Source organism: Acidovorax sp., assembly GCF_027492855.1.
In the GTDB taxonomy this organism is placed as follows: domain Bacteria; phylum Pseudomonadota; class Gammaproteobacteria; order Burkholderiales; family Burkholderiaceae_C; genus Acidovorax.
In genome coordinates this window covers 145157-171483 of sequence record NZ_JAPUDY010000072.1, presented here as the reverse complement: position 1 = coordinate 171483, position 26327 = coordinate 145157, and the positions used below count along the sequence as shown (strand labels likewise).

The 26327-nt window shown below is 59.5% G+C and carries 24 protein-coding genes; 18 read left to right on the top strand and 6 right to left on the bottom strand.

Annotated elements, in window-relative coordinates; all coding sequences use genetic code 11:
* Positions 1-43: 43 nt before the first annotated feature.
* The gene (gene metK / locus Q0105_RS14340; RefSeq protein ID WP_298212808.1) at positions 44-1225 is read right to left on the bottom strand and encodes a methionine adenosyltransferase; all 1182 of its coding nucleotides are present in this window, start codon (positions 1223-1225) and stop codon (positions 44-46) included.
* A gap of 132 nt (positions 1226-1357) precedes the next feature.
* Here metK and Q0105_RS14335 point away from each other — a divergent pair, with 132 nt between their 5' ends.
* Positions 1358-2212 carry a lysophospholipid acyltransferase family protein gene (locus Q0105_RS14335; RefSeq protein WP_298212807.1) on the top strand — a complete coding sequence of 285 codons (855 nt, stop codon included), beginning with the start codon at positions 1358-1360 and terminating at the stop codon, positions 2210-2212.
* A 5-nt stretch (positions 2213-2217) separates the two neighbouring features.
* Positions 2218-3084, top strand: coding sequence for a lipid A biosynthesis acyltransferase (locus Q0105_RS14330; protein ID WP_298212834.1), 867 nt, complete (start codon positions 2218-2220; stop codon positions 3082-3084).
* A gap of 70 nt (positions 3085-3154) precedes the next feature.
* Here the strand turns inward: Q0105_RS14330 and Q0105_RS14325 are convergent, their stop codons facing one another.
* Together Q0105_RS14325 and yihA are read right to left on the bottom strand one after the other, a co-directional pair.
* Entirely contained in the window at positions 3155-4075 is a 921-nt protein-coding gene (locus Q0105_RS14325; RefSeq protein ID WP_298212806.1) for an alpha/beta fold hydrolase, read from the bottom strand.
* A gap of 50 nt (positions 4076-4125) precedes the next feature.
* Positions 4126-4863 carry a ribosome biogenesis GTP-binding protein YihA/YsxC gene (yihA, locus tag Q0105_RS14320; protein ID WP_298212805.1) on the bottom strand — a complete coding sequence of 246 codons (738 nt, stop codon included), beginning with the start codon at positions 4861-4863 and terminating at the stop codon, positions 4126-4128.
* Between the two features lie 85 nt (positions 4864-4948).
* Between yihA and Q0105_RS14315 the strand changes: the two genes are divergently transcribed.
* The 5 genes from Q0105_RS14315 (at position 4949) to Q0105_RS14295 (ending at position 11085) form a co-directional block, all read left to right on the top strand.
* Entirely contained in the window at positions 4949-5578 is a 630-nt protein-coding gene (locus tag Q0105_RS14315; RefSeq protein ID WP_298212804.1) for a c-type cytochrome, read from the top strand.
* A 146-nt stretch (positions 5579-5724) separates the two neighbouring features.
* Complete coding sequence (locus tag Q0105_RS14310) at positions 5725-7887, top strand: cytochrome c biogenesis protein ResB (RefSeq protein WP_298212803.1); 2163 nt, start codon at positions 5725-5727, stop codon at positions 7885-7887.
* Positions 7884-9224 (top strand): c-type cytochrome biogenesis protein CcsB, encoded by a 1341-nt coding sequence (gene ccsB / locus Q0105_RS14305; RefSeq protein WP_298212802.1) that lies wholly within the window; start codon positions 7884-7886, stop codon positions 9222-9224. Before Q0105_RS14310 ends, ccsB begins: the two co-directional genes overlap by 4 nt.
* Positions 9225-9356: 132 nt before the next feature.
* Positions 9357-10361 (top strand): protein-methionine-sulfoxide reductase catalytic subunit MsrP, encoded by a 1005-nt coding sequence (gene msrP / locus Q0105_RS14300; RefSeq protein WP_298212801.1) that lies wholly within the window; start codon positions 9357-9359, stop codon positions 10359-10361.
* A 76-nt stretch (positions 10362-10437) separates the two neighbouring features.
* The gene (locus Q0105_RS14295) at positions 10438-11085 is read left to right on the top strand and encodes a protein-methionine-sulfoxide reductase heme-binding subunit MsrQ (RefSeq protein ID WP_298212800.1); all 648 of its coding nucleotides are present in this window, start codon (positions 10438-10440) and stop codon (positions 11083-11085) included.
* Between the two features lie 68 nt (positions 11086-11153).
* Here the strand turns inward: Q0105_RS14295 and Q0105_RS14290 are convergent, their stop codons facing one another.
* Both Q0105_RS14290 and Q0105_RS14285 read right to left on the bottom strand, forming a co-directional pair.
* Entirely contained in the window at positions 11154-11981 is an 828-nt protein-coding gene (locus tag Q0105_RS14290) for an MBL fold metallo-hydrolase (RefSeq protein WP_298212799.1), read from the bottom strand.
* Between the two features lie 121 nt (positions 11982-12102).
* Positions 12103-12312, bottom strand: a complete 210-nt coding sequence (locus Q0105_RS14285) for a lipoprotein (protein WP_298212798.1) — start codon at positions 12310-12312, stop codon at positions 12103-12105.
* A gap of 15 nt (positions 12313-12327) precedes the next feature.
* On the opposite strand from Q0105_RS14285, the gene cyaY reads away from it, so the two are divergent.
* A complete protein-coding gene (gene cyaY / locus Q0105_RS14280) occupies positions 12328-12657 on the top strand; it encodes an iron donor protein CyaY (RefSeq protein ID WP_298212797.1) in 330 nt (109 codons plus the stop codon).
* A gap of 46 nt (positions 12658-12703) precedes the next feature.
* Here cyaY and Q0105_RS14275 read toward each other — a convergent pair whose 3' ends face one another.
* Positions 12704-15100: a penicillin-binding protein 1A gene (locus tag Q0105_RS14275; protein WP_298212796.1), complete on the bottom strand. Its 2397-nt coding sequence runs from the start codon at positions 15098-15100 to the stop codon at positions 12704-12706.
* A 269-nt stretch (positions 15101-15369) separates the two neighbouring features.
* On the opposite strand from Q0105_RS14275, the gene Q0105_RS14270 reads away from it, so the two are divergent.
* The 10 genes from Q0105_RS14270 to Q0105_RS14225 all read left to right on the top strand — a co-directional run bounded on the left by Q0105_RS14270 (position 15370) and on the right by Q0105_RS14225 (position 26248).
* Entirely contained in the window at positions 15370-16449 is a 1080-nt protein-coding gene (locus tag Q0105_RS14270) for a pilus assembly protein PilM (protein ID WP_298212795.1), read from the top strand.
* Entirely contained in the window at positions 16446-17066 is a 621-nt protein-coding gene (locus Q0105_RS14265) for a PilN domain-containing protein (protein WP_298212794.1), read from the top strand. Before Q0105_RS14270 ends, Q0105_RS14265 begins: the two co-directional genes overlap by 4 nt.
* Position 17067: 1 nt before the next feature.
* Complete coding sequence (locus Q0105_RS14260; RefSeq protein ID WP_298212793.1) at positions 17068-17733, top strand: type 4a pilus biogenesis protein PilO; 666 nt, start codon at positions 17068-17070, stop codon at positions 17731-17733.
* Positions 17730-18272 carry a pilus assembly protein PilP gene (locus Q0105_RS14255; RefSeq protein ID WP_298212792.1) on the top strand — a complete coding sequence of 181 codons (543 nt, stop codon included), beginning with the start codon at positions 17730-17732 and terminating at the stop codon, positions 18270-18272. Before Q0105_RS14260 ends, Q0105_RS14255 begins: the two co-directional genes overlap by 4 nt.
* Positions 18273-18292: 20 nt before the next feature.
* Positions 18293-20407, top strand: a complete 2115-nt coding sequence (locus tag Q0105_RS14250) for a type IV pilus secretin PilQ (RefSeq protein WP_298212833.1) — start codon at positions 18293-18295, stop codon at positions 20405-20407.
* A 17-nt stretch (positions 20408-20424) separates the two neighbouring features.
* The gene (locus tag Q0105_RS14245) at positions 20425-21936 is read left to right on the top strand and encodes a putative Ig domain-containing protein (protein WP_298212791.1); all 1512 of its coding nucleotides are present in this window, start codon (positions 20425-20427) and stop codon (positions 21934-21936) included.
* A gap of 291 nt (positions 21937-22227) precedes the next feature.
* Entirely contained in the window at positions 22228-23355 is a 1128-nt protein-coding gene (gene aroB / locus Q0105_RS14240; RefSeq protein ID WP_298212790.1) for a 3-dehydroquinate synthase, read from the top strand.
* 40 nt (positions 23356-23395) lie between these two features.
* On the top strand, positions 23396-24592 hold the full coding sequence (locus Q0105_RS14235; protein WP_298212789.1) for a deoxyguanosinetriphosphate triphosphohydrolase: 1197 nt from the start codon (positions 23396-23398) through the stop codon (positions 24590-24592).
* A gap of 82 nt (positions 24593-24674) precedes the next feature.
* On the top strand, positions 24675-25313 hold the full coding sequence (locus Q0105_RS14230; protein ID WP_298212788.1) for a DUF1415 domain-containing protein: 639 nt from the start codon (positions 24675-24677) through the stop codon (positions 25311-25313).
* A 35-nt stretch (positions 25314-25348) separates the two neighbouring features.
* Entirely contained in the window at positions 25349-26248 is a 900-nt protein-coding gene (locus Q0105_RS14225; RefSeq protein ID WP_298212787.1) for an SAM-dependent methyltransferase, read from the top strand.
* The last annotated feature ends 79 nt before the right edge of the window (positions 26249-26327 follow it).

Genomic DNA, 26327 nt, shown 5'->3' with positions numbered 1-26327 from the left:
GCTTTGCTGCTTTTGGCGCTCTCGCGCTGCTCGCGCGGAGGGCTTACAGCCCTGCTGCTGCACGCAGTGCAGCAGCTTTATCGGTCTTCTCCCAACTGAACTCAGGCTCTTCACGCCCAAAGTGCCCATAGGCCGCCGTCTTTTCGTAGATGGGGCGCAGCAGGTCCAGCATCTGGATGATGCCCTTGGGGCGCAGGTCGAAATGCTCCCGCACCAGCGCTGCCAGGCGCTCGTCGGAGATCACGCCCGTGCCTTCGGTGTAGACCGTGATGTTCATCGGCTCGGCCACGCCGATGGCGTAGGCCACCTGGATCTGGCACTGGCGGGCCAGGCCGGCCGCCACGATGTTCTTGGCCACGTAGCGCGCGGCGTAGGCGGCCGAGCGGTCCACCTTTGTTGGATCTTTGCCGCTGAAGGCGCCGCCGCCGTGGGGGCAGGCACCGCCGTAGGTGTCCACGATGATCTTGCGGCCGGTGAGGCCGCAGTCGCCCTGGGGGCCGCCGATGACGAAGCGGCCCGTGGGGTTGATCAGGTAGCGCGTGTCTTGCAGCCACTCTTTGGGCAGCACGGGCTTGATGATTTCTTCGATGATGGCTTCGGTGAACGAGGCCTTCATCTTTGTCTGCGACTCGCTCTGGTCGGGGCTGTGCTGGGTGGAGAGCACCACGGTGTCGATGCTGTGGGGCTTGCCGTCCACATAACGCATGGTCACCTGGCTCTTGGCGTCGGGGCGCAAAAAGGGCAGGCGGCCGTCCTTGCGCAACTGGGCCTGGCGCTCCACCAGGCGGTGGGCGTAGTAGATGGGCGCGGGCATCAGCTCAGGCGTTTCGTCGCAGGCGTAGCCGAACATCAGGCCTTGGTCGCCAGCGCCGGTGTTCAGGTGGTCGTCGCTTGCGTGGTCCACGCCCTGGGCGATGTCGTTGCTCTGCTTGTCGTAGCAGACCATCACCGCGCAGCCCTTGTAGTCGATGCCGTAGTCGGTGTTGTCGTAGCCGATGCGCTTGATGGTGTCGCGCGCCACCTGGATGTAGTCCACGTGGGCGTTGGTGGTGATCTCGCCCGCCAGTACCACGAGGCCTGTGTTGGTCAGCGTCTCGGCGGCGACACGGCTGCGGGGGTCTTGCGTGAAGATCGCGTCGAGAATCGCGTCCGAGATCTGGTCGGCCACCTTGTCGGGATGGCCTTCGGAGACGGATTCCGAGGTAAAGAGAAAGTCGTTCGCCATTTGAATAAACTCCTGTGTTCCGGCATTTGGGGCGTTGCCCTCACCCCGAAGGAGTTTTGGCGAACGCTTTAGCAGATTTTTTTACCGTCGCCCTGCAAGTTGCTCATTTAACTCAGCGACCCCCACATTTTAATGCCAGTCGTCTTCCGATTCTTTTCCGTATTTCCGTTGTGGTTGCTTCACATCATGGGCGCGGCCATGGGTTGGGTGGCTTTTTGTGCGTCGCCCACCTATCGGCGCCGTTTTTTGGCGAACTCGGCGCTGGCGGGGTATTCGTTTGGCGCGGTGCGTGCCGCCGTGGCCCACGCGGGCCGCATGGTGGCCGAGCTGCCGCGCCTGTGGCTGGGTGCGCCACTGCCCAGCCGCATCGAGGGCGAAGCGTGTGTAGAGCAGGCTTATGCGGCTGGGCGTGGCATTTTGCTTCTCACGCCGCACCAAGGGTGTTTTGAGCTGTCGGCCCAGACGGTGGCGCGGCGCTGGAGTGCTGAGCGCGGCCCGATCACGGTGCTTTACCGCCCAGCGCGCCAGCCCTGGCTGGCCAAGGTGATGGAAACCGCGCGCAACCGCCCCGGCATGCAGGCCGTGCCCACCACGCTGGCGGGCGTGCGCCAGATGATCAAGGCCCTGCGCCGGGGCGAGGCCGTGGGCCTGCTGCCCGACCAGGTGCCGCCTGCCGGGCAGGGCCACTGGGCAGCTTTTTTTGGCCGCGACGCCTACACCATGACCTTGGCCGTGCGCCTGGCCCAGCAAACGGGCGCGGCCATCGTGCTGGTGCGCTGCGAGCGCTTGTCGTGGGGGCGTGGTTTTGTCACCCATTTCGAACCGCTGGCGCAGCCGCTGTCTGAGCAGCTGGAGCTTGCCGTCTTGCAGACAAACCAGGCCATGGAACACCTTATCCGCCAGTGCCCCGAGCAGTATCTGTGGGGCTATGCCCGCTACAAGCAGCCGCGTGGCGACGCCGCGCCTGCGGCGGGGGCCGAGCAATGAAGGGGCTGACGGGCCGTTTGGGCGTGTGGTTCATGCGCGTGCTGGCGCTGTTGCCCCTGCCTGTGTTGCGGGGCATGGGCTGGGTGCTGGGGCAGGTGGCTTTTGTGCTGGTGGCGCCGCGGCGCAAGGTGGCGCTGCGCAATCTGGCGCTGTGTTTCCCGGATTGGAGCGAAGCGCGCCGCCGTGCCGTGGCGCGGGCGAGCTTCGTCGTTTTCTGCCAGACCTGGCTGGACCGCAGCTGGCTTTGGGCCGCACCGCGTGCGGTAGTGGAGCAGCGCGTGCGCCTTGCTGGCGCGGTCCATGAGCTGGACGGCGATACGCCCACCATCCTGTTTGCGCCGCACTTCTACGGCATGGACGCGGGCGGGCTGGCGTTGCCGCTGAACACGGGCCGTGCGTTTACGTCCATTTTTGCCACCCACCCCGATCCGGCGGTGGATGCGTGGTTCATGGACGGTCGCCAGCGTTTTGGCGATGTGCGCATGCTCAACCGCAACGACGGCGTGAAACCCATCATCGCCAATCTGCGCAAGGGCGGCTTGCTGTATTTGTTGCCCGACATGGACTATGGCCGCAACGACTCGGTGTTCGTGCCGTTCTACGGTGTCACGGCGGCCACCATTCCGTCGCTGTCGCGCTTTGCACGGCTGGGGCGGGCCAAGGTGGTGGGGGTGTATTCGCGCATGACGCCCACCGGCTACGTGGCCGAGGTGTCGCCCGCTTGGGGCCATTACCCCACCGATGACGCCGAGGCCGACACCGCGCGCATGAACCGCGAGTTGCAGGCCGTGATCGACACCATGCCCGAGCAGTATTACTGGGTGCACAAGCGTTTCAAGACGCGGCCTGAGGGCGAGGATTCGGTGTACTGAGGCCTTGCCAGGAGGTTGGGAATTCAATGGCAAAAATGGCAGCCAGCGCTTATAAATAAAGCGCAAGCAGCTATGCTTTTTGATGTAAAAAGCGCTGCAACTCCATCGCCACACGCTCGGGCTGCTCGTGCACGATCCAGTGCGATGCGCCCTCCACGCGGTGCAATTGCAGTTGTGGCACCCAGCCGGGCAGGCCGTCGAGCAGGCCGGGCAGCAGGGCGGGGTCGTTCATGCCCCACAACACCAGGGTGGGAACGGTCACCGTGAGCATGCTTTCGGGCAGGGTGATGGCTTGCACGCTGTTGTCGCTCTCACTGCCATTTTGGCGTGGCGGGCGCAGCGGGCTGGCGCGGTAGTAGTTGCAGGCGCCGGTCAGGCCCTGTTGCCACAGGGCGCGGTACTGGGCGCGCACGCTGTCCGTCAGCCAGGCGGGGGCGCTGCCGTCCGGGGCGTCGAAAAAGCCGAACAGGCGCCGAAAGTTGTCGTCCGCCAGCAACGTCTCGGCATCCGGGCGGCACAGGAAGTGCATGTACTGGCTGCCCGCCTGCTGGGCCGGGTTGTGCTGCAGCTCGCGCAAGAAGGCCCCTGGGTGCGGGGAGTTGAAGATGGCCAGCCGCTTCATGAGCTGGGGTTGCTGGTTGGCCAGGTTCCAGGCCACGGCGCCGCCCCAGTCGTGCGCCACCAGGCATTCCAGCGTGCCGCCGGGGCATTCGTGGGCAATCAGCGCGGCAAGATCCTGCACCAGGTGTTTGGCGCGGTAGGCCTCTACCTCGGCCGGGCTGCTGGAGGGGCCAAACCCGCGCAGATAAGGCGCCACGCAGCGGTAGCCGCCGTTTTCCGGGCGGGCAAAGTGCGTCAGCAGCTCGTCCCAGATGAAGGCGCCTTCGGGGAATCCGTGCAAAAACAGCAGCACCGGGCGGCCCGCTGCACCGCTCACGCGGCAGTGCAGGGTGATCCCGTGGGGGAGGGTGATGGCGTGGCTTTGAATCATGGCGCTATGCATTTAATAGCTGCTAGCGCTTGATTTATAAGCGCTAGAGCCTAATTTTGCTGTGAATCCTCATCGGCAGGGGCGGCGGGCGCTGCAGGGGGCTCCTCGGGCGCTGCCTGCACCGGGTGGGCCCACTGCCACAGCAACTGCGCTACCTCGTCCACCCCTTGCTTCTTGAGGGCAGAGAACATCTTCACCTCGCCGCCGCCCGCATTCAGTCGCGTAATGGACAGCACCTTGGCCTGCTCGGCGCGGGTGAGCTTGTCGGCCTTGGTCAGCACGATGAGGAACTTCAGCCCTTCTTCGACGCGTGGGCGCACCACTTCGAGCAGGGCTTCGTCCAGCTCGGTCAGGCCCAGGCGCGGGTCGCACAGCAGCACGATGCCGGTGAGGCCGGGGCGGCTGACCAGATAGTTCACCATCACCTGCTGCCAGCGCACCTTGTCCGAGCGCGACACTGCGGCATAGCCATAGCCGGGCAGGTCGGCCAGCACGGCGTCGGTCACGCCCTGTTTGCCCAGCGAAAACAGGTTGATGTGCTGTGTGCGGCCGGGCTTTTTGGAGGCAAACGCCAGCTGCTTTTGCTGCGTGAGCGTGTTGATACAGGTGGATTTGCCCGCGTTGGAGCGGCCCACGAAGGCGATTTCGGGCACGTCGATGGGCGGCAGGTGGTGCAACTGCGCGGCCGTCGTGAGAAATTTGGCGGTGTGCATCCAGCCCATGGCGATCTTGGCGTCGGGTGCGGGCGGGAGGGAGCCAGCAACTGGCGCGGTGGGGGAGGTCGTCATGGGGGAGGAAACAGGTTCCTAGGGATACAAAGAAGCCTCATTGTAGAATCGCGGGGTTTTGCGCACATAAACATACACCCTCGATATGAAGTTGCTCGCCTCTTTGCTGACGGCTGCCGCACTGGCAGCACCTGTTTTCTCGGCCTTTGCGGCGGGCGATGCCCCCAAAGCGGCCAAGCCGGATCTCGTCAAAGGCGAGGCCAGCTTCACTGCCGTGTGTGCTGCCTGCCACGCCGCAGACGGTAACTCGGCCATTGCGGCCAATCCCAAGCTGTCGCAGCAGCACCCGGAATACCTGGTCAAGCAATTGCAGGAATTCAAGTCGGGCAAGCGCAACGACCCCGTCATGAAGGGCTTCGCCTCCACTTTGTCGGACGAAGACATGCGCAACATTGCCTACTGGGTGGCCTCCAAGCCCGCCAAGCCCGGTTTTGCCAAGGACAAGGATCTGGTCGCCCTGGGCGAACGCATCTACCGCGGCGGCATCCAGGACCGCAACATCGCCGCCTGCGCGGGCTGCCACAGCCCCAACGGCGCGGGCATCCCTGCACAATACCCCCGCCTGTCGGGCCAGCATGCCGACTACACGGTCTTGCAACTGAACAAGTTCCGCGACGGCTCGCGCGCCAACAGCACCCAGATGACCCAGGTGGCGGCCAAGCTGAACGACAAGGAAATCAAGGCCGTGGCGGATTACATCGCCGGCCTGCGCTGATTGATTTGCGTCAAATAGCGGACTGCTTGACCGGACCGCACGGAACCAACCGCCAATAACAACCCCAAAAAGGGCGGGACCATCGCAAAGATGGCCCCGCCCTTTTTCTTTCGCTCTTTCGCGCCTCGCAGCCCTCGTTTCCATCCATGTCCGACGACAACACCCAGGGCCTTCGCGTCCAGTCTGGCTCGGCCGCCTTGCGCGCCGGGGTTGAGCTGCTGTCTTCGATGCGGTTCGCCATTTCCTTGCTCACGGTGATCTGCATCGCCTCGGTGATCGGCACGGTGCTCAAGCAGCACGAACCAGCGGTCAACTATGTCAACCAGTTCGGGCCGTTCTGGGCCGAGCTGTTTGGCGCCATCCAGCTCAACGCGGTGTACAGCGCCTGGTGGTTTTTGCTGATCCTGGCGTTTTTGGTGATCAGCACCACGTTGTGTATTGCGCGCAACACGCCCAAGATCCTGGCGGACCTCAAGACCTACAAAGAGAACATCCGCGAGCAAAGCCTCAAGGCCTTTCACCACAAGGCGCAGGCCGATCTGGCCGCGTCGCCCGAGGTGGAGGCACGCCGCATTGGCACCATGCTGGCCGGTGGCGGCTGGAAGGTGCGCCTGCAGCAGCGCGACACCGCTGCAGGCCCCGGCACGGGCTGGATGGTGGCGGCCAAGGCCGGTGCGGCCAACAAGATCGGCTACATCGCCGCGCACAGCGCCATCGTGCTGATCTGCATTGGCGGCCTGCTGGATGGCGACCTCATCGTGCGCGCCCAGATGCTGCTGGGCGGCAAGTCGGTCTATGCGGGCGGCGGGCTGATTGCGGACGTGAAGCCGGAGCACCGACTGTCCGAGCGCAACCCCACCTTCCGTGGCAACCTGCTGGTGGCCGAGGGCACACAGTCGAGCACGGCCATCCTGAACCAGTCCGACGGCGTGCTGCTGCAGGATTTGCCCTTTGCCATCGAACTCAAGAAGTTCATCGTGGAGCATTACTCCACCGGCATGCCCAAGCTGTTCGCCAGCGAGATCGTCATCCACGACAAGGCCACGGGCGAGAAGACGCCCGCGCGCGTCGAAGTGAACCACCCGGCCAGTTACAAGGGCGTTGAGATCTACCAGTCGAGCTTTGACGACGGCGGCTCGCAGCTCAAGCTGCGCGCCGTGCCCATGGTGGCGGGCGCCAAGTCGTTTGACGTGGACGGCGTGGTGGGCGGCTCCACGCAGCTCACCAACCAGGGTGGAGCACCGGGCGGCGACACGATGACGCTGGAATTCACCGCCCTGCGCACCATCAACGTCGAGAACTTCGGTGAAACAGGCCCTGGCAGCAGCGGCAGTGGCGCGGATGTGCGCAAGGTGGATCTGCGCGAGTCGGTCGAGTCGCGCCTGGGCGCGGCCAACAAGACGGTGACCAAAAAAGAGCTGCGCAATGTAGGCCCCAGCGTGAGCTACAAGCTGCGCGACGCTGCAGGCCAGGCCCGCGAGTTCCACAACTACATGCTGCCGGTGGACACGGGGGATGGCGTGCCGGTGTTTTTGCTCGGCGTGCGTGAATCGCCGTCCGAGCCCTTTCGCTACCTGCGCGTGCCTGCCGACGACAAGGGCAGCATGGATGGCTTCATGCGCATGAAGGCCGCGCTGGCCAACCCCGAAGCGCGCGAGAAAGCGGTGCGCAGCTATGTAGCGCAGGCGCTGGATGCGTCGCGCCCCGAACTGGTCGAGCAGTTGCAGCAGTCGGCCGGGCGCGCGCTGGCGCTGTTTGCGGGCCAGGGCATGGTCGATGGCAAGCCCACGGGCGGGCTGCAGGCGATTTCGGATTTCATGGAAGCCAATGTGCCCGAGGCTGAGCGCGCGCGCGCTGGCGAGGTGCTGGTGCGGATTTTGAACGGCACCCTGTTTGAAGTGGCCCAGCTCTCGCGCAAGCAGGTCGGCTTGCCACCGCTGCCGCAGGACGATCACACCCAGGGCTTTATGACCCAGGCCGTGCTCTCGCTGAGCGACGCGCAAATCTACCCCGCTCCCCTGGTTTTTGAGCTCAAGGACTTCACCCAGGTGCAGGCCAGCGTGTTCCAGGTGGCGCGAGCCCCCGGCAAGAATGTTGTCTATCTGGGCTGCGCCTTGCTGATCCTGGGCATTTTTGCCATGCTCTACGTGCGCGAGCGGCGCGTATGGGTCTGGGTGGCGCCCCAGGAGGGCGGCACCCACGCCACCATGGCCCTGTCCACCAACCGCAAGACCATGGACGGCGACCAGGAGTTTGTAGAGCTCGCACAGAAACTGATCGGGGCCCAGCCCCGCCAAGGCCACGCATGAACACCGCCACGACAACCACCACGATCACCCTGAACGAGGGTTTCTTCGCCCGCCGCAACTGGTTCGACTGGCTGTTTGCCGCCATCGTGGCCGTGGGCGGCCTCTATGCGCTGCAGCGATACGGCAGCTTCATGGATGGGTATGAAAAAGGCATTCTGCTGGGCGCCATCCCTTGCACCGTGTGGCTGGGCTGGTTCTGGCGGCCGCTGCGTGCGCTGATGCTCATCGTGGCGGCGGTGGCGCTGATGGCCATCTGGCTCTACCAGCAAGACGGCGCGGGCAACCTGGCGCGGGCCGACGCGGTGTTCGGCCTCAAGTATTTCCTGTCGAGCCAGTCCGCCATTTTGTGGATGAGCATGCTGTTCTTCATCAGCACGGCGTTCTACTGGATCGGCATGTTCTCGCGCGGCGAAGGCCGCACCATGAGCCTGCTGGGCTCGCGCGTGGCCTGGGTCGCTGTGGCCATGGCGCTCATCGGCACGATGGTGCGCTGGTACGAGAGCTACCTCATCGGCCCGGACATCGGCCACATCCCGGTGAGCAACCTCTACGAGGTGTTTGTGCTGTTCTGCTGGATGACGGCGGCGTTCTACCTGTATTACGAAGAGCAGTACGACACGCGCGCGCTGGGCGGCTTTGTGATGCTGGTGGTGAGCGCAGCCGTGGGCTTTTTGCTCTGGTACACCGTGGTGCGCGAGGCGCACGAGATCCAGCCCCTGGTGCCCGCGCTCAAGAGCTGGTGGATGAAGCTGCACGTGCCCGCCAACTTCATCGGCTACGGCACCTTTGCCCTGGCCGCAATGGTGGCGTTTGCCTACCTGATCAAACAGCAGGCCACTGAAACCCGTTGGTACAAGCTGGCGCCGCTGTGGCTGCTGGGCGTGGTGCTGTGCTTCGAGCCCATCGTGTTCCGCCAGGGTGCCACCGAGAACGGCGGCAGCTACTGGATGGTGTACTTCGGTATCTCGGCCCTCATCGTGGCGAGCATCCTGCTGGGCCGCAAGCGCATTGCGGCGCGCCTGCCCTCGTTCGAGATCCTGGACGACGTGATGTACAAGTCCATCGCCGTGGGCTTTGCGTTCTTCACCATTGCCACCGTGCTGGGCGCGCTGTGGGCCGCCGAGGCCTGGGGCGGCTACTGGAGCTGGGACCCGAAGGAGACCTGGGCGCTGATCGTCTGGCTCAACTACGCCGCCTGGCTGCACATGCGCCTCATGAAGGGGCTGCGCGGCACCGTGTCCGCCTGGTGGGCGCTGGTGGGGCTGGCGGTGACTACCTTCGCGTTTTTGGGCGTGAACATGTTCCTCTCCGGGCTGCACAGCTACGGCACGCTCTGACGCAGGGGTGCTTCGGGGGCGCTCGGCAATAAAAACGGCACCGGTGTAACCTGGGCGGGCCAGGGAACGAACTAAACATTGTTCTGCTCTACCGCACAGCTGTTCTAACCCGAGACGACCGGAGCCCTCCCCATGCTGATTCCATCGCGCGACACAGGGTTTAACCACCCGCATTCCTCCGACATCACCCCACGTTCGGTTTATGAAGACCGCCGCCAGATGCTCAGGCTCATGGCGGGCGGCGCTGCGGGCGCAGCGCTGGCGGCGTGGGCCGGCCGAGAGGCCCTGGCGCAGCAGGCCGCCGTGGCACGCCCTGGCAAGCTGGCTGCGCTGGCGGGGGGCAAGTCGGCCGTGGCGGGGGCCATGGCGATGGAAAAGCTCACCGACTACAAGGACGCGAGCACCTACAACAACTTCTACGAGTTCGGCACCGACAAGGCCGACCCGGCGCGCAATGCCCACACCCTCAAGACCACGCCTTGGACGGTGGAGGTCGAGGGCCTGGTCAAGAAGCCTGGCAAGTACGGCATCGAAGACCTGATCAAGCTCAGCGCGCAAGAAGAGCGCATCTACCGTCTGCGCTGCGTGGAGGGCTGGTCCATGGTCATCCCCTGGGTGGGGTATTCGCTGGCCGAACTCATCAAGCGCGTGGAGCCGCAAGGCAGCGCCAAGTATGTGGAGTTCGTGACCCTGGCCGACAAGGCCACCATGCCCTATGTAGGCTCGCGCGTGCTCGACTGGCCCTATGTGGAAGGCCTGCGTTTGGACGAGGCCATGAACCCGCTCACATTGCTGGCCTTCGGCATGTATGGCGAGGTGCTGCCCAATCAGAACGGCGCGCCTGTGCGCCTGGTGGTGCCGTGGAAGTACGGCTTTAAGAGCGCCAAGAGCATCGTCAAGATCCGCTTTGTCGAAAAAGAGCCCGGCACAGCCTGGAACAAGGCGGCCAAGCAGGAATACGGCTTTTATTCGAACGTGAACCCCGAGGTGGACCACCCCCGCTGGAGCCAGGCCACTGAGCGGCGCATTGGCGAAGACGGCCTGTTCGCCAAGAAGCGCAAGACATTGATGTTCAACGGCTACGAAGCCCAGGTGGGTCAGTTGTACGCGGGCATGGACCTCAAGAAGTTCTATTGACGACGGCTTTGAGACCGTAAACACGCGTTCTTACTGCCCCCTCTGCCCTGGACTGGCCCCGACCCTCCGACTTGCCATGCGCAAACTATTGCTCCATCCCGCCGCCAAGCCCCTGGTGTTCGTGCTGTGCCTGCTCCCCCTGGCGTGGCTGGTGGTGGCGGCGGTCACGAACCAGTTGGGCGCCAACCCGGCGGAGGCGTTGATCCGTGCGACGGGCGACTGGACGCTGCGGGCGCTGTGCCTGGTGCTGGCTGTGACGCCGCTGCGCGTGATCACGGCAACCCCGCAGCTGGCGCGTTTTCGGCGCATGTTGGGCCTGTTCGTGTTTTTCTACGGGGTGCTGCACCTGCTGAGCTACAGCTGGTTCGACATGGGTTTTGACGTGCCGGACATCCTGCGCGACATTGCCAAGCGGCCCTTCATCCTGGTGGGGTCGCTGGCCCTGCTGCTGCTGGCGCTGCTGGCCGCTACCTCGTTCAACCGGGCCATCAAGGCCTTGGGGGGTAAACGCTGGCAGGCGCTGCACCGTGCGGTGTACGCCGTGGCTGGGTTGGCCGTGCTGCATTTCTTCTGGATGCGCGCGGGCAAGAATGATTTTGGCGAGGTGGCTGTGTACGCAGCCGTTTTGGGCGTGTTGCTGGGCTGGCGTGTGTGGCACCAGTTGCGCAAGCGGCGGCCCGCGCCAACCGCCGCCACTGGGCGCGCGCCTGTGGGTTCGCGTTAATGCACGAATGCTATAAATTTTGTAGCTCGTTGCGCTTATTCATCAAGCGCTAGGGGCTAATTTGATGCCTATGCGCTGGCGGCACGCGATGCCGGACGCATCTGCCGGGTGACGGGGTCGATGCGTTCCGTGGGAATCTGGTAGGCCCGGTCATCGAACAGGTCGATACCGCACATCAGGTTGTCGATCCATTCAAAGAAGTCATTGATGGCCTCCTTGCCCATGATCGGAGCCCCGTGCTGCGGCACCAGCATGGAGATGTCGAGCTGCCGCGCCATGCGCACCCACAGGCGCAGGATTTTGTTGGACACCATGTAGCGGCGGTGAAAGCCCTCCATGAGCGGGATGTGTGGCTTGAGGTTTGTCACTGGCACGCTGGCTTCGGCGCCCGACATCATCGACACCGCAAGGTCGCCCGTGAACAGGATGCGGCTGACGGGGTCGTAGAAATGGAAGTTGCCTTCGGAGTGCATGAAGTGCGCGGGCAGCAGCACCAGTTCGTGGCGGCCCAGGGGCAGGTGGCCACCGCCGTCCGGCACACCGATCACGCGGTTTTCCGTTTTACCCACCTTGGTGAAGTGGGGCGCGAAGCGCTCCCACACGCGGGAGATCACCAGATCTGCCTTGGTGCTGGTCATCCACCGGTCGAGCGAGGCAATGATGTCGGGGTCGGCGTGCGAGGCGATCAGGTACGAGAGCTTGTGGGGCGGGAAATGCTTGGTCATCCCCATGAACAGCTCGTTGAATGCCAAGTTGCCGCCGGGGTCGATGATGGCGCCCGTGTCGTCATCGACGATCAAAAACTGATTGGCCTGCACGGCCTGGCCGTCCTCCTCGATGAGGTCGGTGAACATCAGGCAAGCGTGATTCTTGTCGCGGTAGAGTTCGATGGCCATGTCAATGCTGCAGTGCAATAAAACATGGACTGTACGATTGCCCTTCAAACTTGTGCTTGATAGATATCAAGCGACATGGCCTTGCCTGCGCAATGCCCAAGCCATGGGGGGCGCCCCGGTATCAGCGGGGCTGAGACGCAGAGGGAGAAGGCGCCTGCACGGCGTTGTTGTTACCGCCGCTGGGGTTCAGTGTCTCGGGCAAGGTGGCCCGTTGGGCGGCTGCAGGCCCTGCCGGAAGGTACAGCGGACCCCGCTGGCCGCAGCCCAGAAGGGCCGCCGCACTGGCAGCAAGGACAAGCGACCTGACTAGAATTTGGGGAGCTTTCAACATGCGCAAATTGTAATAATGACCGACCTCGAATTCATGGACCACTCCGAACAACTGCTGGCGGCCGTAGAGCGCAGTTGCGATCGCATCAATGACACCACGGATGCCGATGTGGACAGCCAGCGCTCGGGGGGCATGGTGACGCTGACTTTTCCCAACCGCAGCCAGATCATCATCAATCTGCAAAAGCCGCTGCACGAGGTTTGGATGGCTGCGCGCTCGGGCGGATATCACTACCGTTTTGACGGCAGCGCGTGGCAAGACACCAAGGGCGCAGGCGAGTTCTTCGCATGCCTGAGCCGAGACGCGACGCAGCAGGCGGGCGTGCCTTTGCCATTCTCCGCCTGAGAGCAGGGCGGCGGGATAGCCGCCCTGCCCCGCAGCAGGGCAATGCTCAGTTGCGGAACAGGTCGAGAATGCGGCTGCGCTCTTCGGAGGGTGGCGGCGCCTGGGGTGTTACCGCAGGCGCGGTGGAGCGGTGGTCCTCCAGCCCGACGCTGGACACCCCTGCGCTGCGGGCGTATTCGTCGTAGAACCATTCCCCGCCCACGTTGACGACCCCGGCGGGCACTGTGGGCTCCATCACGGGCACGCCCTTGAGAGCCCGCTCCATGAAGCTGATCCAGACGGGCAGGCTGAGCCCGCCGCCGGTCTCGCGGCTGCCCAGGTTGCGCGGTGTGTCATAGCCAATCCAGGTGACGGCTGCGATGCTGGGCTGAAAGCCCGCAAACCAGGCATCAACCGAATCGTTGGTGGTGCCGGTTTTCCCGTACAAATCGGGGCGCTTGAGGGTGGCCTGGGCGCGGGCGGCTGTCCCGGAGCGCGTCACTTCCTGCAGAAGGCTGCTCATGATGAAGGCGTTGCGGGCGTCGATGGCGCGCGGCTGCTCGCTGGTGACGGGGGGCGTGGTCTCGGAGATCACCCGGCCCTTGTGGTCGGTGACCTTGGCGATCAGCCAGGGGTTCACGCGGTAGCCCCCATTGGCAAACACCGAGTAGGCGGATGCCATCTGCAGCGGCGTGACGGAGCCCGCGCCCAGCGCCATGGTCAGGTAGGCGGGGTGTTTCTCGGGGTCGAAGCCAAAGCGGCCGACCCATTCCTGCGCCGTTTTTGGGCCCACGGCCTGCAAGATGCGGATCGAGATCATGTTCTTGGACTTGGCCAGCCCGGTGCGCATGCTCATCGGGCCGTCGTATTTGCCGTCATAGTTCTTGGGTTCCCAAGGTTGGCCGCCGGTGACGCCTGCATCAAAGAAGAGCGGCGCATCGTTGATGACGGTGGCGGGCGTGAAGCCCTTTTCGAGGGCCGCAGAATAAATAAACGGCTTGAAGCTGGAGCCGGGCTGGCGCCAGGCCTGCGCTGCGTGGTTGAACTTGTTCTTGTCAAAGTCAAAACCGCCGACCAGCGCGCGGATGGATCCGTTGCGCGGGTCGAGAGCGACGAAGGCGCCTTCCACCTCGGGCAATTGCGTGATTTCCCAGGTGTTCTTGGGCATCTTCACCACACGGATCACGGCGCCCCGGCGAATCTTGATGTTGGGCGGAGCCTTGTCGCTCAGGCCGGACTGCGCGGGCTTGAGGCCGTCGCCGGTGATCTCGAGCGTGTCTCCGTTAGCGCGCGCGGCAACGATCTTGCGCGCCGACGCCTCCAGCACCACGGCAGACAACACGTCTCCGTTGTCGGGGTGGTTGGCCAGAGCGTCGTCAATGGCGTCTTCCACCTCCTGTGGTGCCGTGGGCAGGTTCACGAACTTCTCGGGCCCCCGGTAGTGCTGGCGCCGCTCGTAATCCATGATCCCCCGGCGCAAGGCAGCATAGGCGGCTTCCTGCTCTGCTGCATTGAGGGTGGTGTAGACATTGAGGCCGCGTGTATAGGCCTCGTTGCCGTACTGCGTGAAGATCAGTTGGCGCGCCATCTCGGCCACGTACTCGGCGTGGATGCGCGTGTTGTCCGGGCCCGTGCGGATCTTGAGTTCTTCCTTTTTGGCCTCTGCTGCCTGCTCCGCGGTGATGAAACCGTTCTCTTCCATGCGCTCGATGATGTACTGTTGCCGGACACGGGCGCGTTTGGGGTTGCTGATGGGGTTGTAGGCCGATGGTGCCTTGGGCAAGCCCGCCAGCATGGCGGCTTCTGCGATGGACAGGGATTTCAGCGGTTTACCAAAATAAGCCTCAGAGGCCGCAGCAAAACCATAGGCCCTATTGCCCAAGTAAATCTGATTCATGTAAATCTCAAGAATCTGATCCTTGGTCAGTAAGTGCTCCAATTTGAATGTCAGTAAGATTTCGTAAATTTTGCGCGTAAAGGTTTTCTCTGATGACAGATAAACATTTCGGGCTACCTGCATTGTGATGGTCGAAGCCCCCTGGCTTTTTACACGGCCCAAATTGGCCAGCGCAGCGCGCAATACACCCTTGTAGTCCACGCCGCCGTGCTGAAAGAAGCGGGAGTCTTCGATCGCCAGGACGGCGTCTTTCATGACCTTTGGAATCTCTCCAATGGGCGTGAGGTTTCGGCGCTCTTCCCCGAACTCGCCCAGCAGGGCTCCTTCCGCTGAATAGACTCGCAGGGGGAGCTTGGGGCGATAGTCCGCCAGGTCGGAGATGTCGGGAAGATTGGGATAGGCCACCGACAGGGCGACTGCGATCACCAGTGCCAGCCCGATGGCGCCTGCCGCGGCAAGCCCGGCCATCCACAGGGTGAAACGGAGCAACCAGCGAAGCCAGGTGGGCAGGGTGCGAGCGGAGGATGTGTCCGACTTGTCGGAAGACTTCGATGGAGAGGGCGGCATATCGCTCCGGATGGGTAAGGCCGCTCATTATAAAAATGTCTGCCCCGGGGTTCCTGGAAATCTCAAATCCGGCGTATGCCAGGGCCGCCGAAAGGCGTTCCGCGCATGCCAAATGGTATTGCCAAGGGTCGAAATTTCGTCTGCTTTTGGCAACGCTCCAAAGACGTTACAACGGGAAAAATCTTTGCCGGAGAACTATCTTACTGATAGCATTCATGTGAAGTGTTAAGTTTTGTTGCCTCATTTTGGCAAGTTACAGGGGACCAATCTTGATCTCAATGGGGTCTTTGTTCAGTCGCCAGTCTGCTCCGCTGCTGGGAATCGACATCAGTTCTTCCAGCGTCAAGCTGGTGGAGTTGGGGCGTGATAAAGCAGGCGGCCTGGTTCTGGAGCGTTGTGCCATCGAACCGCTGGAACGCGGTTGGATCACGGACGGCAATATCGAAAAATTCGACGAGGTTGCGGATGCCTTGCGGCGGCTCGTCAAAAAAAGCGGCACTAGAACCAAAAACGTCGCTCTGGCGCTGCCGCCTTCAGCCGTGATCACCAAGAAGATCACGTTGCCCGGTGGCATGACGGAGCAGGAGCTTGAGGTACAGGTCGAGTCTGAAGCCAATCAATACATCCCGTTTTCTCTGGACGAAGTGAGTCTGGACTTCTGCGTGGTCGGGCCGAGCAAGAGTGCTCCCGGTGATATAGATGTGCTCATCGCGGCCTCGCGGCGTGAAAAGGTTCAGGACCGGCAAGGCTTGGCTGAAGCTGCGGGTTTGAAGCCCGTGGTTGTCGATATCGAGTCGCATGCATCGCGCCTGGCTGCGGGACGACTGATCGAAGCGCTGCCCAACAAAGGCGTGGACGCCATGGTGGCCCTTTTCGAAGTGGGCGCGTTGACTACCAGCATGCAGGTCATTCGCAACGAAGAAGTTCTCTATGACCGCGATCAAGCATTTGGCGGGGCTCAGCTGACCCAACTGATCGTGCGCCAGTATGGGTTTTCGGTGGAAGAGGCTGAAAGCAAAAAACGCAGCGGGGATCTGCCAGAGGACTATCAATCGGCGGTACTCCGTCCATTTGTGGACAGCATGGCCCAGGAAATCGGCCGGGCATTGCAGTTCTTCTTTACCAGCACGCCCCACAACCGCGTGGACCACATCATGCTTGCGGGCGGATCGGCGCCTTTGCCTGGTTTGACCGAGGCGGTCACCCAACAGACAGGTTTCGCTTGCAGCGCAGTGAATCCGTTTGATGGGATGGAAATCGGAAGTTCCGTCCGATTGAAAAAAATGGTGCGTGAGGCGCCGTCTTACTTGACCTCTTGCGGTCTGGCTATGCGGAGGTTCTTGCAGTGATTTTGATTAACTTACTACCTCACCGCGAGGAGGCCCGCAAGCGCCGCAAAGAGGCCTTTCAGGCCACGATGTTTGCCTCGCTCCTCATCGGGCTGGTAATTGCTGGTGCTATCTATTGGTGGTTTCAGATGATGATCACCGATCAGCAGAGCAAGAATAGTTTTCTTCAGCAAGAAATCAAGATTCTGGAAGGGCAAATCAAAGAAATTGCCACCATCGAAGACGAAATTGCTTCACTGAGGGCTCGTCAGAAGGCCGTGGAAGATCTTCAGTCAGACAGAAACCTACCTGTCCACTTGTTGACCGAGTTGGTTAAGCAATTGCCGGATGGTGTGTATATCACCGCGATCAAACAGGCGGATCAAACAATTACGATGCAGGGCATGGCGCAATCGAATGAGCGGATTTCTGAATTGTTGCGCAACCTTGCCAATAACACGCCTTGGTTGGATAAACCGGAATTGAGCGAAATTACTGCCAGCACGATATCTCTGAACCAACGTGATCAACGGCGAGTGGCTTCTTTTAATCTCAGGTTCCAGCTGGTTCGCGCGAGCGATGCTCAGAAGTCAATAGCGGCCGCCAATGCGGCGGCATCGTCGGCCGGAGGGAAGTGAGATGGCGACAAAAAAAGAAAAGTCGATTGACTTCGCTCAGCAACTAGATGTTGTTCAGCGGCAGTTCAAAAATCTGGATACCAAAGACCCCTCTCTTTGGCCCGTCTTGCCCAAGGTGTTATTGTGTATTTTCATTGCCGGGGCTGTTGCGGCTGTTTCATGGTTTGCCTTCTTGAAAGAATATGAGGTGGAGTTAGAGGGGGAGCGCAACAAAGAAGTCGCTTTGCGCGCTGATTATCAAAAGAAACTGGTGAAAGCCGTTAGCTTGGATGCGTTGAAGAAGCAGCGAGAGCAGATTCAACAGTATGTTATTCAATTGGAGAAGCAGTTGCCAAGCAAGGCAGAAATGGCGGCGCTACTTTCTGATATCAATCAGTCTGGCTTAGGCAGGAGTTTGCAGTTTGAGCTTTTTAAGCCTGGTCAAGTAGTCGCACGAGATTATTATGCTGAGCTACCTATATCGATTCGGGTAACAGGTCGATATCATGACATTGGAGCTTTCGCTTCTGATATTGCGCATCTTTCCCGTATTGTGACGCTGAGTAATATGTCGATTTCGCCGAATGCTCGCGACGTACTGACAATGGATGCTACTGCGCGTACTTTCAGGTACTTGGATCCTGAGGAGATTCAAGCGCAGAAAAAAGCAGGAGGAGCAAAAGAATGAAATTGCTGCGTGCTGCGATCTTTGTGTTGTATCCCTTGGCTTTGGTTGGGTGTATTTCATCAGGGGAGGATGAACTGCGACTCTGGATGGCGGATCAGCGAGCCAATGCAAAACCAAGTATTACTCCCATAATAGAACCGAAAAAATTTATCCCGGAATCTTATTCTCAGGATGGGGCAATCGAGCCATTCAATCCGATTAAATTGACACAAGCATTGCGTCGCGATTCAGCTCAGGTAGCATCAAACGCTGCATTGATCGCCCCTGAAATGTCGCGCCGCAAGGAACCTTTGGAGTCGTTCCCTCTGGATGCTATGGTGATGGTGGGAAGTCTTAATAAAACGGGAACGCCTACCGCATTGTTGAAGGTTGATAACTTGATTTATCAGGTCAAGGTGGGAAACTACTTGGGGCAGAACTACGGGAAAATTGTTCGAATTAACGAAACTTCGATTCAATTGCGTGAAATAGCGCAGGACGCAACCGGGGACTGGATGGAGCGCTCAACCTCGCTTGAGCTGCAAGAGGGTAAAAAATGAAATACATTAGTAGTTTTTTTATGGATCATTGCCGCAGTGCCGCTATCGGTCTTTCTGTCGCAGTATTTTCCTTTGGGGCTGCTGCCCAGGGGGCAATTAATGCAGTCTCCGCCAGCGTGCAAAGTGGGGTTGAAGTCTTGCGGATCGATTTCTCCGACACACTGCCGGGTGTTCCCACTGGATTCGCTACGCAGTCCCCTGCACGAATTGCTCTTGATTTTCAAGGTGTAACAAACGCAACCGGGAAGTCGGTGTATGAGGTCAATCTTGGCAATTTGAGATCTGTCAACATTGTTCAAGCGGGTGAGCGTTCTCGCATCGTCTTGAATCTAAAGTCCGCTGCATCCTATAAGGCGGATATCCAAGGCAAAACGTTGATCTTGTCGCTGGATTCCGTAGTGGGCGCATCTGCTGTATCGACTTCTTCTGCCACTGTCTTTGCTGATGGTCACAACGCTGATGTATTGCCCTTAAAGGATGTCGACTTCCGTCGTGGAGCAGACGGATCTGGGCGGGTAGTGGTGAATCTGGCCAATAATCAAGTTGGCGTCGATCTTCAGCAGCAATCAAAAGGCATTGTTGTGGACTTTATGCGTTCATCATTGCCGGAAGGGTTGCGTCGCCGTCTTGATGTGGCTGATTTTGGGACACCTGTGCAAATGGTCACTGCCACCCAATCAGGCGAGCGTGTGCGACTGTTGATTGAATCCACGGGCGATTGGGAGCACAGCGCGTACCAAAGTGATAATCAGTTCGTCGTGGAAGTCCGGCAAAAGAAGGTCGATCTCAGCAAGTTGACCCAAGGTCCTGGATATTCTGGAGAAAAACTCTCATTGAATTTCCAGAATATTGAAGTGAGGTCCTTGCTGCAAGTCATTGCAGATTTCACGAATTTTAATATCGTGACGTCAGATACCGTGACGGGAGCCCTTACCTTGCGTTTGAAAGATGTACCTTGGGATCAGGCCCTTCAAATTATTATGGATGCCAAGGGCCTTGGTATGCGAAAAACGGGCTCGGTTTTGTGGATAGCACCGAAAGATGAAATAGACGCGCGTACGAAAAAGGACTTTGAGGCTGCGCAAGCGATACAGAAGTTAGAGCCGCTTAAGACGCAAGCCTTTCAGATGAACTACGCAAAGGCGTCCGATATTATTACGCAGCTGACGACCTCTTCCGGTAGCACTAGTGGAGGCCCTTCTACCAGGTTTCTCTCAGAGCGTGGAAGCGCAATTTCAGAGCCTAGAACCAACCAACTTTTTGTAACCGATACAGCGAGTAAATTGGAGGAGGTACGGTTGTTGCTGGCAAGTTTGGATGTTGCCGTTCGCCAAGTACTCATTGAGGCGCGCATTGTGGAGGCGCGAGATTCTTTTGGTCGATCGCTCGGAGTGAGGCTGGGAGGGGCTGACCTTCGCGCCAATCGAGGCGGTGATGGTGGTTATGGCCTCGGCGGAAGCAGCAGGGTAGCATTCGGGTCTTCTTACGAAAATGCGGTGTCATCCAGTGGTGCAGGCGGGACGACAAGTAGCAATGGAAACTTTGTCAATCTTCCTGCTAGTCTTTCGAATGTGAGTAGCGTGGGTAGTTTTGCCCTCTCGATTTTCAATTCGGCAGCCAACAGATTCCTTACATTGGAGTTATCTGCCATGGAGGCCGATGGCAAGGGGCGTATAGTATCCAGTCCGCGAATTATTACTGCGGACCAGACCAAAGCATTGATTGAGCAAGGAACCGAATATCCATATTCGGTGACTGCGCCAAATGGAGCAACCACTCTGGCATTCAAAAAAGCGGTGCTCAAACTTGAGGTGACGCCTCAGATCACGCCAGAGGGTAATATTATTCTGGATTTAGATGTGAACAAAGACAGCCGAGGTGAGACGACCACGCAAGGTGTTGCTATTGATACCAAACACGTCAAAACTCAGATTCTAGTTGAAAATGGTGGAACAGTTGTAATTGGTGGGATTTTTGAAATGGAAGAAACGAATCAAGAGAATAAAATTCCTCTCTTGGGTGATGTTCCCGTGGTGGGGAATTTGTTCAAAAGTAGAACGAAGGAGTCCACGAAACGTGAGATGTTGGTTTTTATTACTCCGAAGGTGATTTCGGATCGCGGACCTGCACGTTAAATTGGTTGGAGAATAGAATGGAAATGAATAAGCTTTTGAAAAATCTGCTTCTGCTGGCTGCGGCAAGTGCGCTGGCTGCGTGCGGCGGCGGCGGCGGCAGCTCTGGGACTACTAATGAGCCATATACCATCACATTGCGGGCTGCTAAGACGCAGTTGCCTTTAAATATTGCCAATCAACCTGCCGGAATGGGAGCGTATTCCGCGTATACCACTGTACTCTATGTAGAGGCGCGCCAAGGAAGCACTTTAATCCCTGGAGGGGAAGAGATATTTGGTTGTAATCTCGTTGGCTTGGATTCGGGTGCTCTGTATTATTTGGATGGAAAATCGGAGCATGAGGATGAAAAGAAAAATCCATTGGCATACCGCTCAGTGACATTGGGCGCAAACAGTGGTGCAGCCTCATTTCATTTTCATGCAGGCAACCAAATTGGGACGGCTCGGATAACTTGCTCTGTTACCGACCCTCGAGATAAAAAAATTCGTAGCGCAAGCGTTGATATTTTTGTCGGAGGCGGTGCAACTGGTAAGCCAGCTAGTGTGCGGGCAACTGCGCAAGCTCCGGGGTATTTGGGCTCGCAAAATAATACTTCCGATATACGGAATAATGTTGGTTTACAGGCGTTTTTGATGGATGAGGCCAATCAGCCTGTGCCTAATTCAGATGCCGCAAATTTGCAAGTGAGCATTCGATCATTTGGCGCTTCGTCAGGGGCAAAAATTTTGGCCGGCAATCAATCCGGTGGCGTCGTGCAGGTTAGTACCTCAGGTGGTATCGGACTTTTTTCTTTGTCAAGTGGCCCGAGTGCTGGGGTAATTCTGCTGGAGCTTGTGACAGATCGTTTTGATAATAATGTTCAAAATGGTATTCAAGATCCTGTGTATTCATTAACAGCTGTAAATGTTGTGGATGCAGTGGCATCGGCGCCACTTGCCTTTGCTGCAGCAACCTACGCTGTACCTAATGGCCTGCCGTTTGCCGCCGTCTTGTCGGCTTCGGGGGGGGTGCCCCCATATAGTTGGTCTGCAGTTGGAGGGTTGCCGCCCGGTTTGAGTATAAGCAGTTCTGGGGTTATTAGCGGGACGCCTCTTGCCGCTCCTGGTTCTTATACCGTTGCAGCCACCGTGACTGATGCAGTAGGTGCTACGGTGACAAACACTGTTACGTTAACTGTGACTGGCGCGCTGCCGCTCGATCCATTTGTCTTTACCATCAATGGATGCTCAGCTGACGTTAATACAGCGTGCACATTGCCTAATGCAACAAAGAGCAGGTCGTATCTCTATTCGTTCTCTGCAAGTGGTGGAGATCCGGCCGTGGCTATTGCTTGGAATTTCCAGCTCTTGCCCGCATGGCTGAGTTCAGCGACCACCGGAAATACGGGCTTTGTTACGGGCACGCCGGCTACTTGCGGTAAGCATACTTTCCTAGTGACTGCAACGCGTGGCACCAAGGTTGTTACTCGCCAGGTATCGGTCGAGGTGGTGGGAGATGCTACTAGCGTCCCTGTAATAACATGCCCGTGATGTAAAAGGCCGTCCAGGCGCCTGTCTATCAGGTGCTTGGACTTAATGAAGGGCTGAGCGGATGTGGGATATGCATTCGTTCTTCTTTTTGATAAATCCTCGATTTTTATCGGGGATTTTGTTTTTTTGTCAAAAGACATTTTTCTGTTAGGAGCTTCTCAAGTGTGCTTGCTGATAATTTAGACAGCTGAAATTTCACTTGAAATGATTCGTCTTAAAGGTTTGAGTACTATTTGTTTTTCAATGTTGATTTGCAATAGATGATTCTGTATGTTGAAGGGGGTTTTATAGATGAATATAGACGTGGGTCCATTTAGCGCCTCCTTGGCGAGGAGTGTTCTGATCAATCTGGATGAGCGCAGTTACCCTGTTGTTATTGGCGACAAGGTGCTTTCGAGTGCGGAAATCTATAAAGGGCTATCTGGTTCTGACTCCGCGCTCATCGTTTCCAACACGACTGTGGCCCCGCTATATGCGACGTTGTTGCGGTCAACACTTCAGAGTCGATTCTCTGCAATATATGAGGTGAGGTTGCCGGATGGCGAGGAGCACAAGAATTGGCAAACTCTGCAGTTGATTTTTGATGTGTTGCTATCCAATGGCTGCGATCGCAAAGTCGTGTTATTCGCCTTGGGTGGTGGGGTTGTAGGCGATATGACGGGGTTTGCCGCCGCTAGCTATATGCGTGGAGTTCCCTTCGTGCAAGTGCCCACCACGCTGCTCGCCCAGGTGGACTCCTCCGTAGGCGGTAAAACAGCTATCAACCACCCATTGGGCAAAAACATGATTGGGGCGTTTTATCAGCCTCAGTTGGTGGTTTGCGACCTGAGCACGTTGGACACTTTGCCCGCCCGCGAACTCAGTGCGGGTTTGGCCGAGGTCATCAAATACGGCCCTATTGCAGATGTCCAGTTCATGGAATGGCTTGAAGAGTCCATGGATGCGGTATTGGCAAAGGACAGGACGGCGCTTGCCCATGTTGTTCAGCGCAGTTGCGAAATCAAGGCATGGGTGGTGAACCAGGACGAAAAAGAAACCGGCCTGCGCGCCATTCTCAATTTCGGCCATACCTTTGGCCATGCCATCGAGGCGGGCATGGGTTATGGAGTTTGGCTGCATGGCGAAGGGGTTGCGGCGGGCATGGTGATGGCGGCTGAACTGTCGCGCCGGTTGGGCCTTGTCGATGAGGTGTTTGTCCAGCGGTTGACTGTCTTGATCCAGCGGGCGGGTTTGCCTATCAAGGGACCTGTTTTGGATACAACGGACAATGCGGGTCGCTATCTGGAGTTGATGCGTGTCGACAAAAAGTCTGAAGGTGGGGAAATCCGCTTTGTATTGATTGATGGGCCGGGCAAGGCCGTGGTGCGTGCCGCGCCGGATGCGCTGGTGCGCGAGGTCATTGATGCCTGCTGTCAGTGACAATTAATTGCTATTAAATTTATAGCTGTTTGCGCTTGTTATGCGGGCGCAATCGACTGTTTTGATTCAAAGTTCTGACTTATCACCCTGTGCGTCGGACCCTGCGCAGACTCGCGGGCGGCGGCACCCCGAGCACCCTGCGCCCACGCGCACCGAGTACCAGCGGGACCGTGACCGGATCGTGCATTCGACGGCGTTTCGACGGTTGGTCTATAAGACGCAGGTGTTTCTCAACCACGAAGGAGACCTGTTCCGGACCCGGTTGACCCACTCGCTAGAGGTCGCGCAGTTGGGGCGTTCCATTGCCCGCTCCTTGCGTATCAACGAGGATCTGGTGGAGGCGATTTCGCTGGCCCATGATCTGGGGCACACGCCGTTTGGGCATGCGGGGCAGGATGCCTTGCATGGCTGCATGGCGCAGTACGGCGGGTTTGAGCACAATCTGCAAAGCCTGCGGGTGGTGGATCAGTTGGAGGAACGTTACCCCCAATACGACGGCCTCAATCTCACGTTCGAGACGCGGGAGGGGGTCCTCAAGCACTGCTCTCGCTTGCATGCCCAGCAACTGGAAGAGGCTGAGCCTGGTGGTGTGGCGGGGCGGTTTCTGCGCCGGGAGCAGCCCAGCCTGGAGGCGCAGTTGTGCAACCTGGCCGATGAGATTGCCTATAACGCACACGACATTGATGATGGCGTGCGCTCCGGGTTGATCACTTTGGCGCAGTTGCAGGATGTGCCCTTGTTCGATCAGTACCGGGCTGCGGCGCAGGCCGAGTACCCCGATCTCGCGCAGCCGTCGTTGCAAAGGCGCCTGTTGTTCGAGGCGATCCGGCGGATGCTCAGCGCCCAGGTATACGACGTGATCGATGCGACGCAGTCGGCCTTACTGCGGCATGCACCGACCAGCGCGGATGCGGTGCGCCAATTGCCCCCGCTGGTGCTTTTTAGCGATGCGATGCGTGAGCATTCCAAGGCGCTCAAGCAGTTTCTGTTCAGGCACCTGTACCGCCACCCTCAGGTGATGGAGACCACGGGCCGCGCCCAAGAAATCGTGCGAGACCTTTTCGCCGCCTATTTTGCGGCACCGCAAGAGATGAAGGCTGCGTTTGCGCAGCAGGCCCTGGCCGGGGATGCCTCGGTGCGCGCCAGGGCTGTGGCCGACTTTATTGCGGGCATGACCGATCGTTTTGCTGCGCGAGAGCATGAACGGTTGACGGGGCGTCGCATGCTGGACGGGTGATCTGACCATCCGCCGAGCACCATGGGTGGCTCTGAGCGGCCCCGGTAAAATCAACCCCTGCTCCCCTTTGCGCCCGCGCCCCATGACTTCCCCTCTTTCCAGTTCCCTCATGGGCGCACCAGACTTGGCAGCCCAGTCCGTGCAAGATACCGTCAGATGGCTGGAGAAGGCCGTGATAGGGCTCAATCTGTGCCCCTTTGCCAAGGGCGTGCATGTGAAAGGGCAGGTCCACTATGCGGTGACGCTCGCCGAAGATCCGTCAGTGCTGCTGGCGTTGTTGCGCGAGGAGCTGCTGGCACTACATGCAGCTTCCACTGAGGTGCGCGACACCACCTTGCTGATTGCGCCGAACTGCTTGCGGGATTTTCTGGATTTCAATGATTTCTTGGGTGACGCCGAAGACCTGCTCGACGAACTGGACCTGGGCGGCACCCTGCAGATCGCAAGCTTTCACCCCCAGTTCCAGTTTGCGGGCACAGAAGTAGACGATGTGACCAACTGTACGAACCGCTCGCCCTATCCCACCTTGCACCTTCTGCGAGAGGACAGCATCGACCGGGCTGTCGAAGTGTTTCCTGAGGCGGAGATGATTTTCGAGCGGAACATGGAAGTTCTGGAGGCGCTGGGCATGGAGGGCTGGCGGGCGCTGGATGTGGGGGCGACGGAGTCCTCAGTGCAGACGACGGAGGCCCCGGACGCAAGCGGTGGGAGCGACCGATGACGATGAAAAAGCCAAAAGCGGCCCGTACACCACCGATGGTTTCCGGCCAAAAGAGCCCGGCCCCGGTCAAAGCGCCGGCCCCAGAGCTGTCGGAGCTGCGGCCGGGGCAGTCGGTCGAGCTGCTCAAGGAGCTGCACATCCTCACCCGCGAGGGGCGCCTGAACCAGGACTCGCGGCGCAAGCTCAAGCAGGTGTATCACCTGTTCAACTTCATCGAGCCGTTGCTGGCAGAGCTTTCGTCAGGCAGCGGCGGGCCAACCCTTGCCGATCACGGTGCTGGCAAGTCGTACCTCGGGTTCATCCTGTACGACCTCTATTTCAAAGCCCTGGGCCGTGGCCATATCTATGGCGTCGAAACCCGGGCCGAACTGGTGGAAAAATCCCGCCAACTGGCGCAGCGGCTGGATTTTGGCCGCATGTCTTTTCTCAATCTGTCGGTGGCCGAATCTTCGGATGCCGACGAGCTGCCCGCGCAGATCGACGTGGTTACGGCCCTGCACGCCTGCGATACCGCCACGGACGATGCCATTGCCTTTGGCTTGCAAAAGAAGGCGCGTGCCATGGTGTTGGTGCCTTGCTGCCAGGCCGAAATGGCCGCCTGCCTGCGCCAAGGCAAGGCCTTGCAACTGGCGCGCACGCCCCTGGCAGAGCTGTGGCGGCACCCGTTGCACACCCGCGAGCTGGGCAGCCAGGTGACCAATGTGCTGCGCTGCCTGTACCTGGAGGCCAGCGGCTACCAGGTGACGGTGACGGAGCTGGTGGGCTGGGAGCACAGCATGAAGAACGAACTCATCATTGCCCGCTACACCGGCCAGAAAAAGCGCAGCGCGGCCGAGCGGCTGCGTGCCATCCTGGTCGAGTTTGGGCTGGAGAGCGCCTTGGGGCCCCGCTTTGGGCTGAGCGCTGCCGATGTGGCAGAGGTAGTCGCTGGCTGAAGGCTTCGCTTGTGCTTCAGGGGCGACCCCGTGCCGGGCTGATTTCTGAAATTGGGGACGGGTCTATGATGGCGCGCAT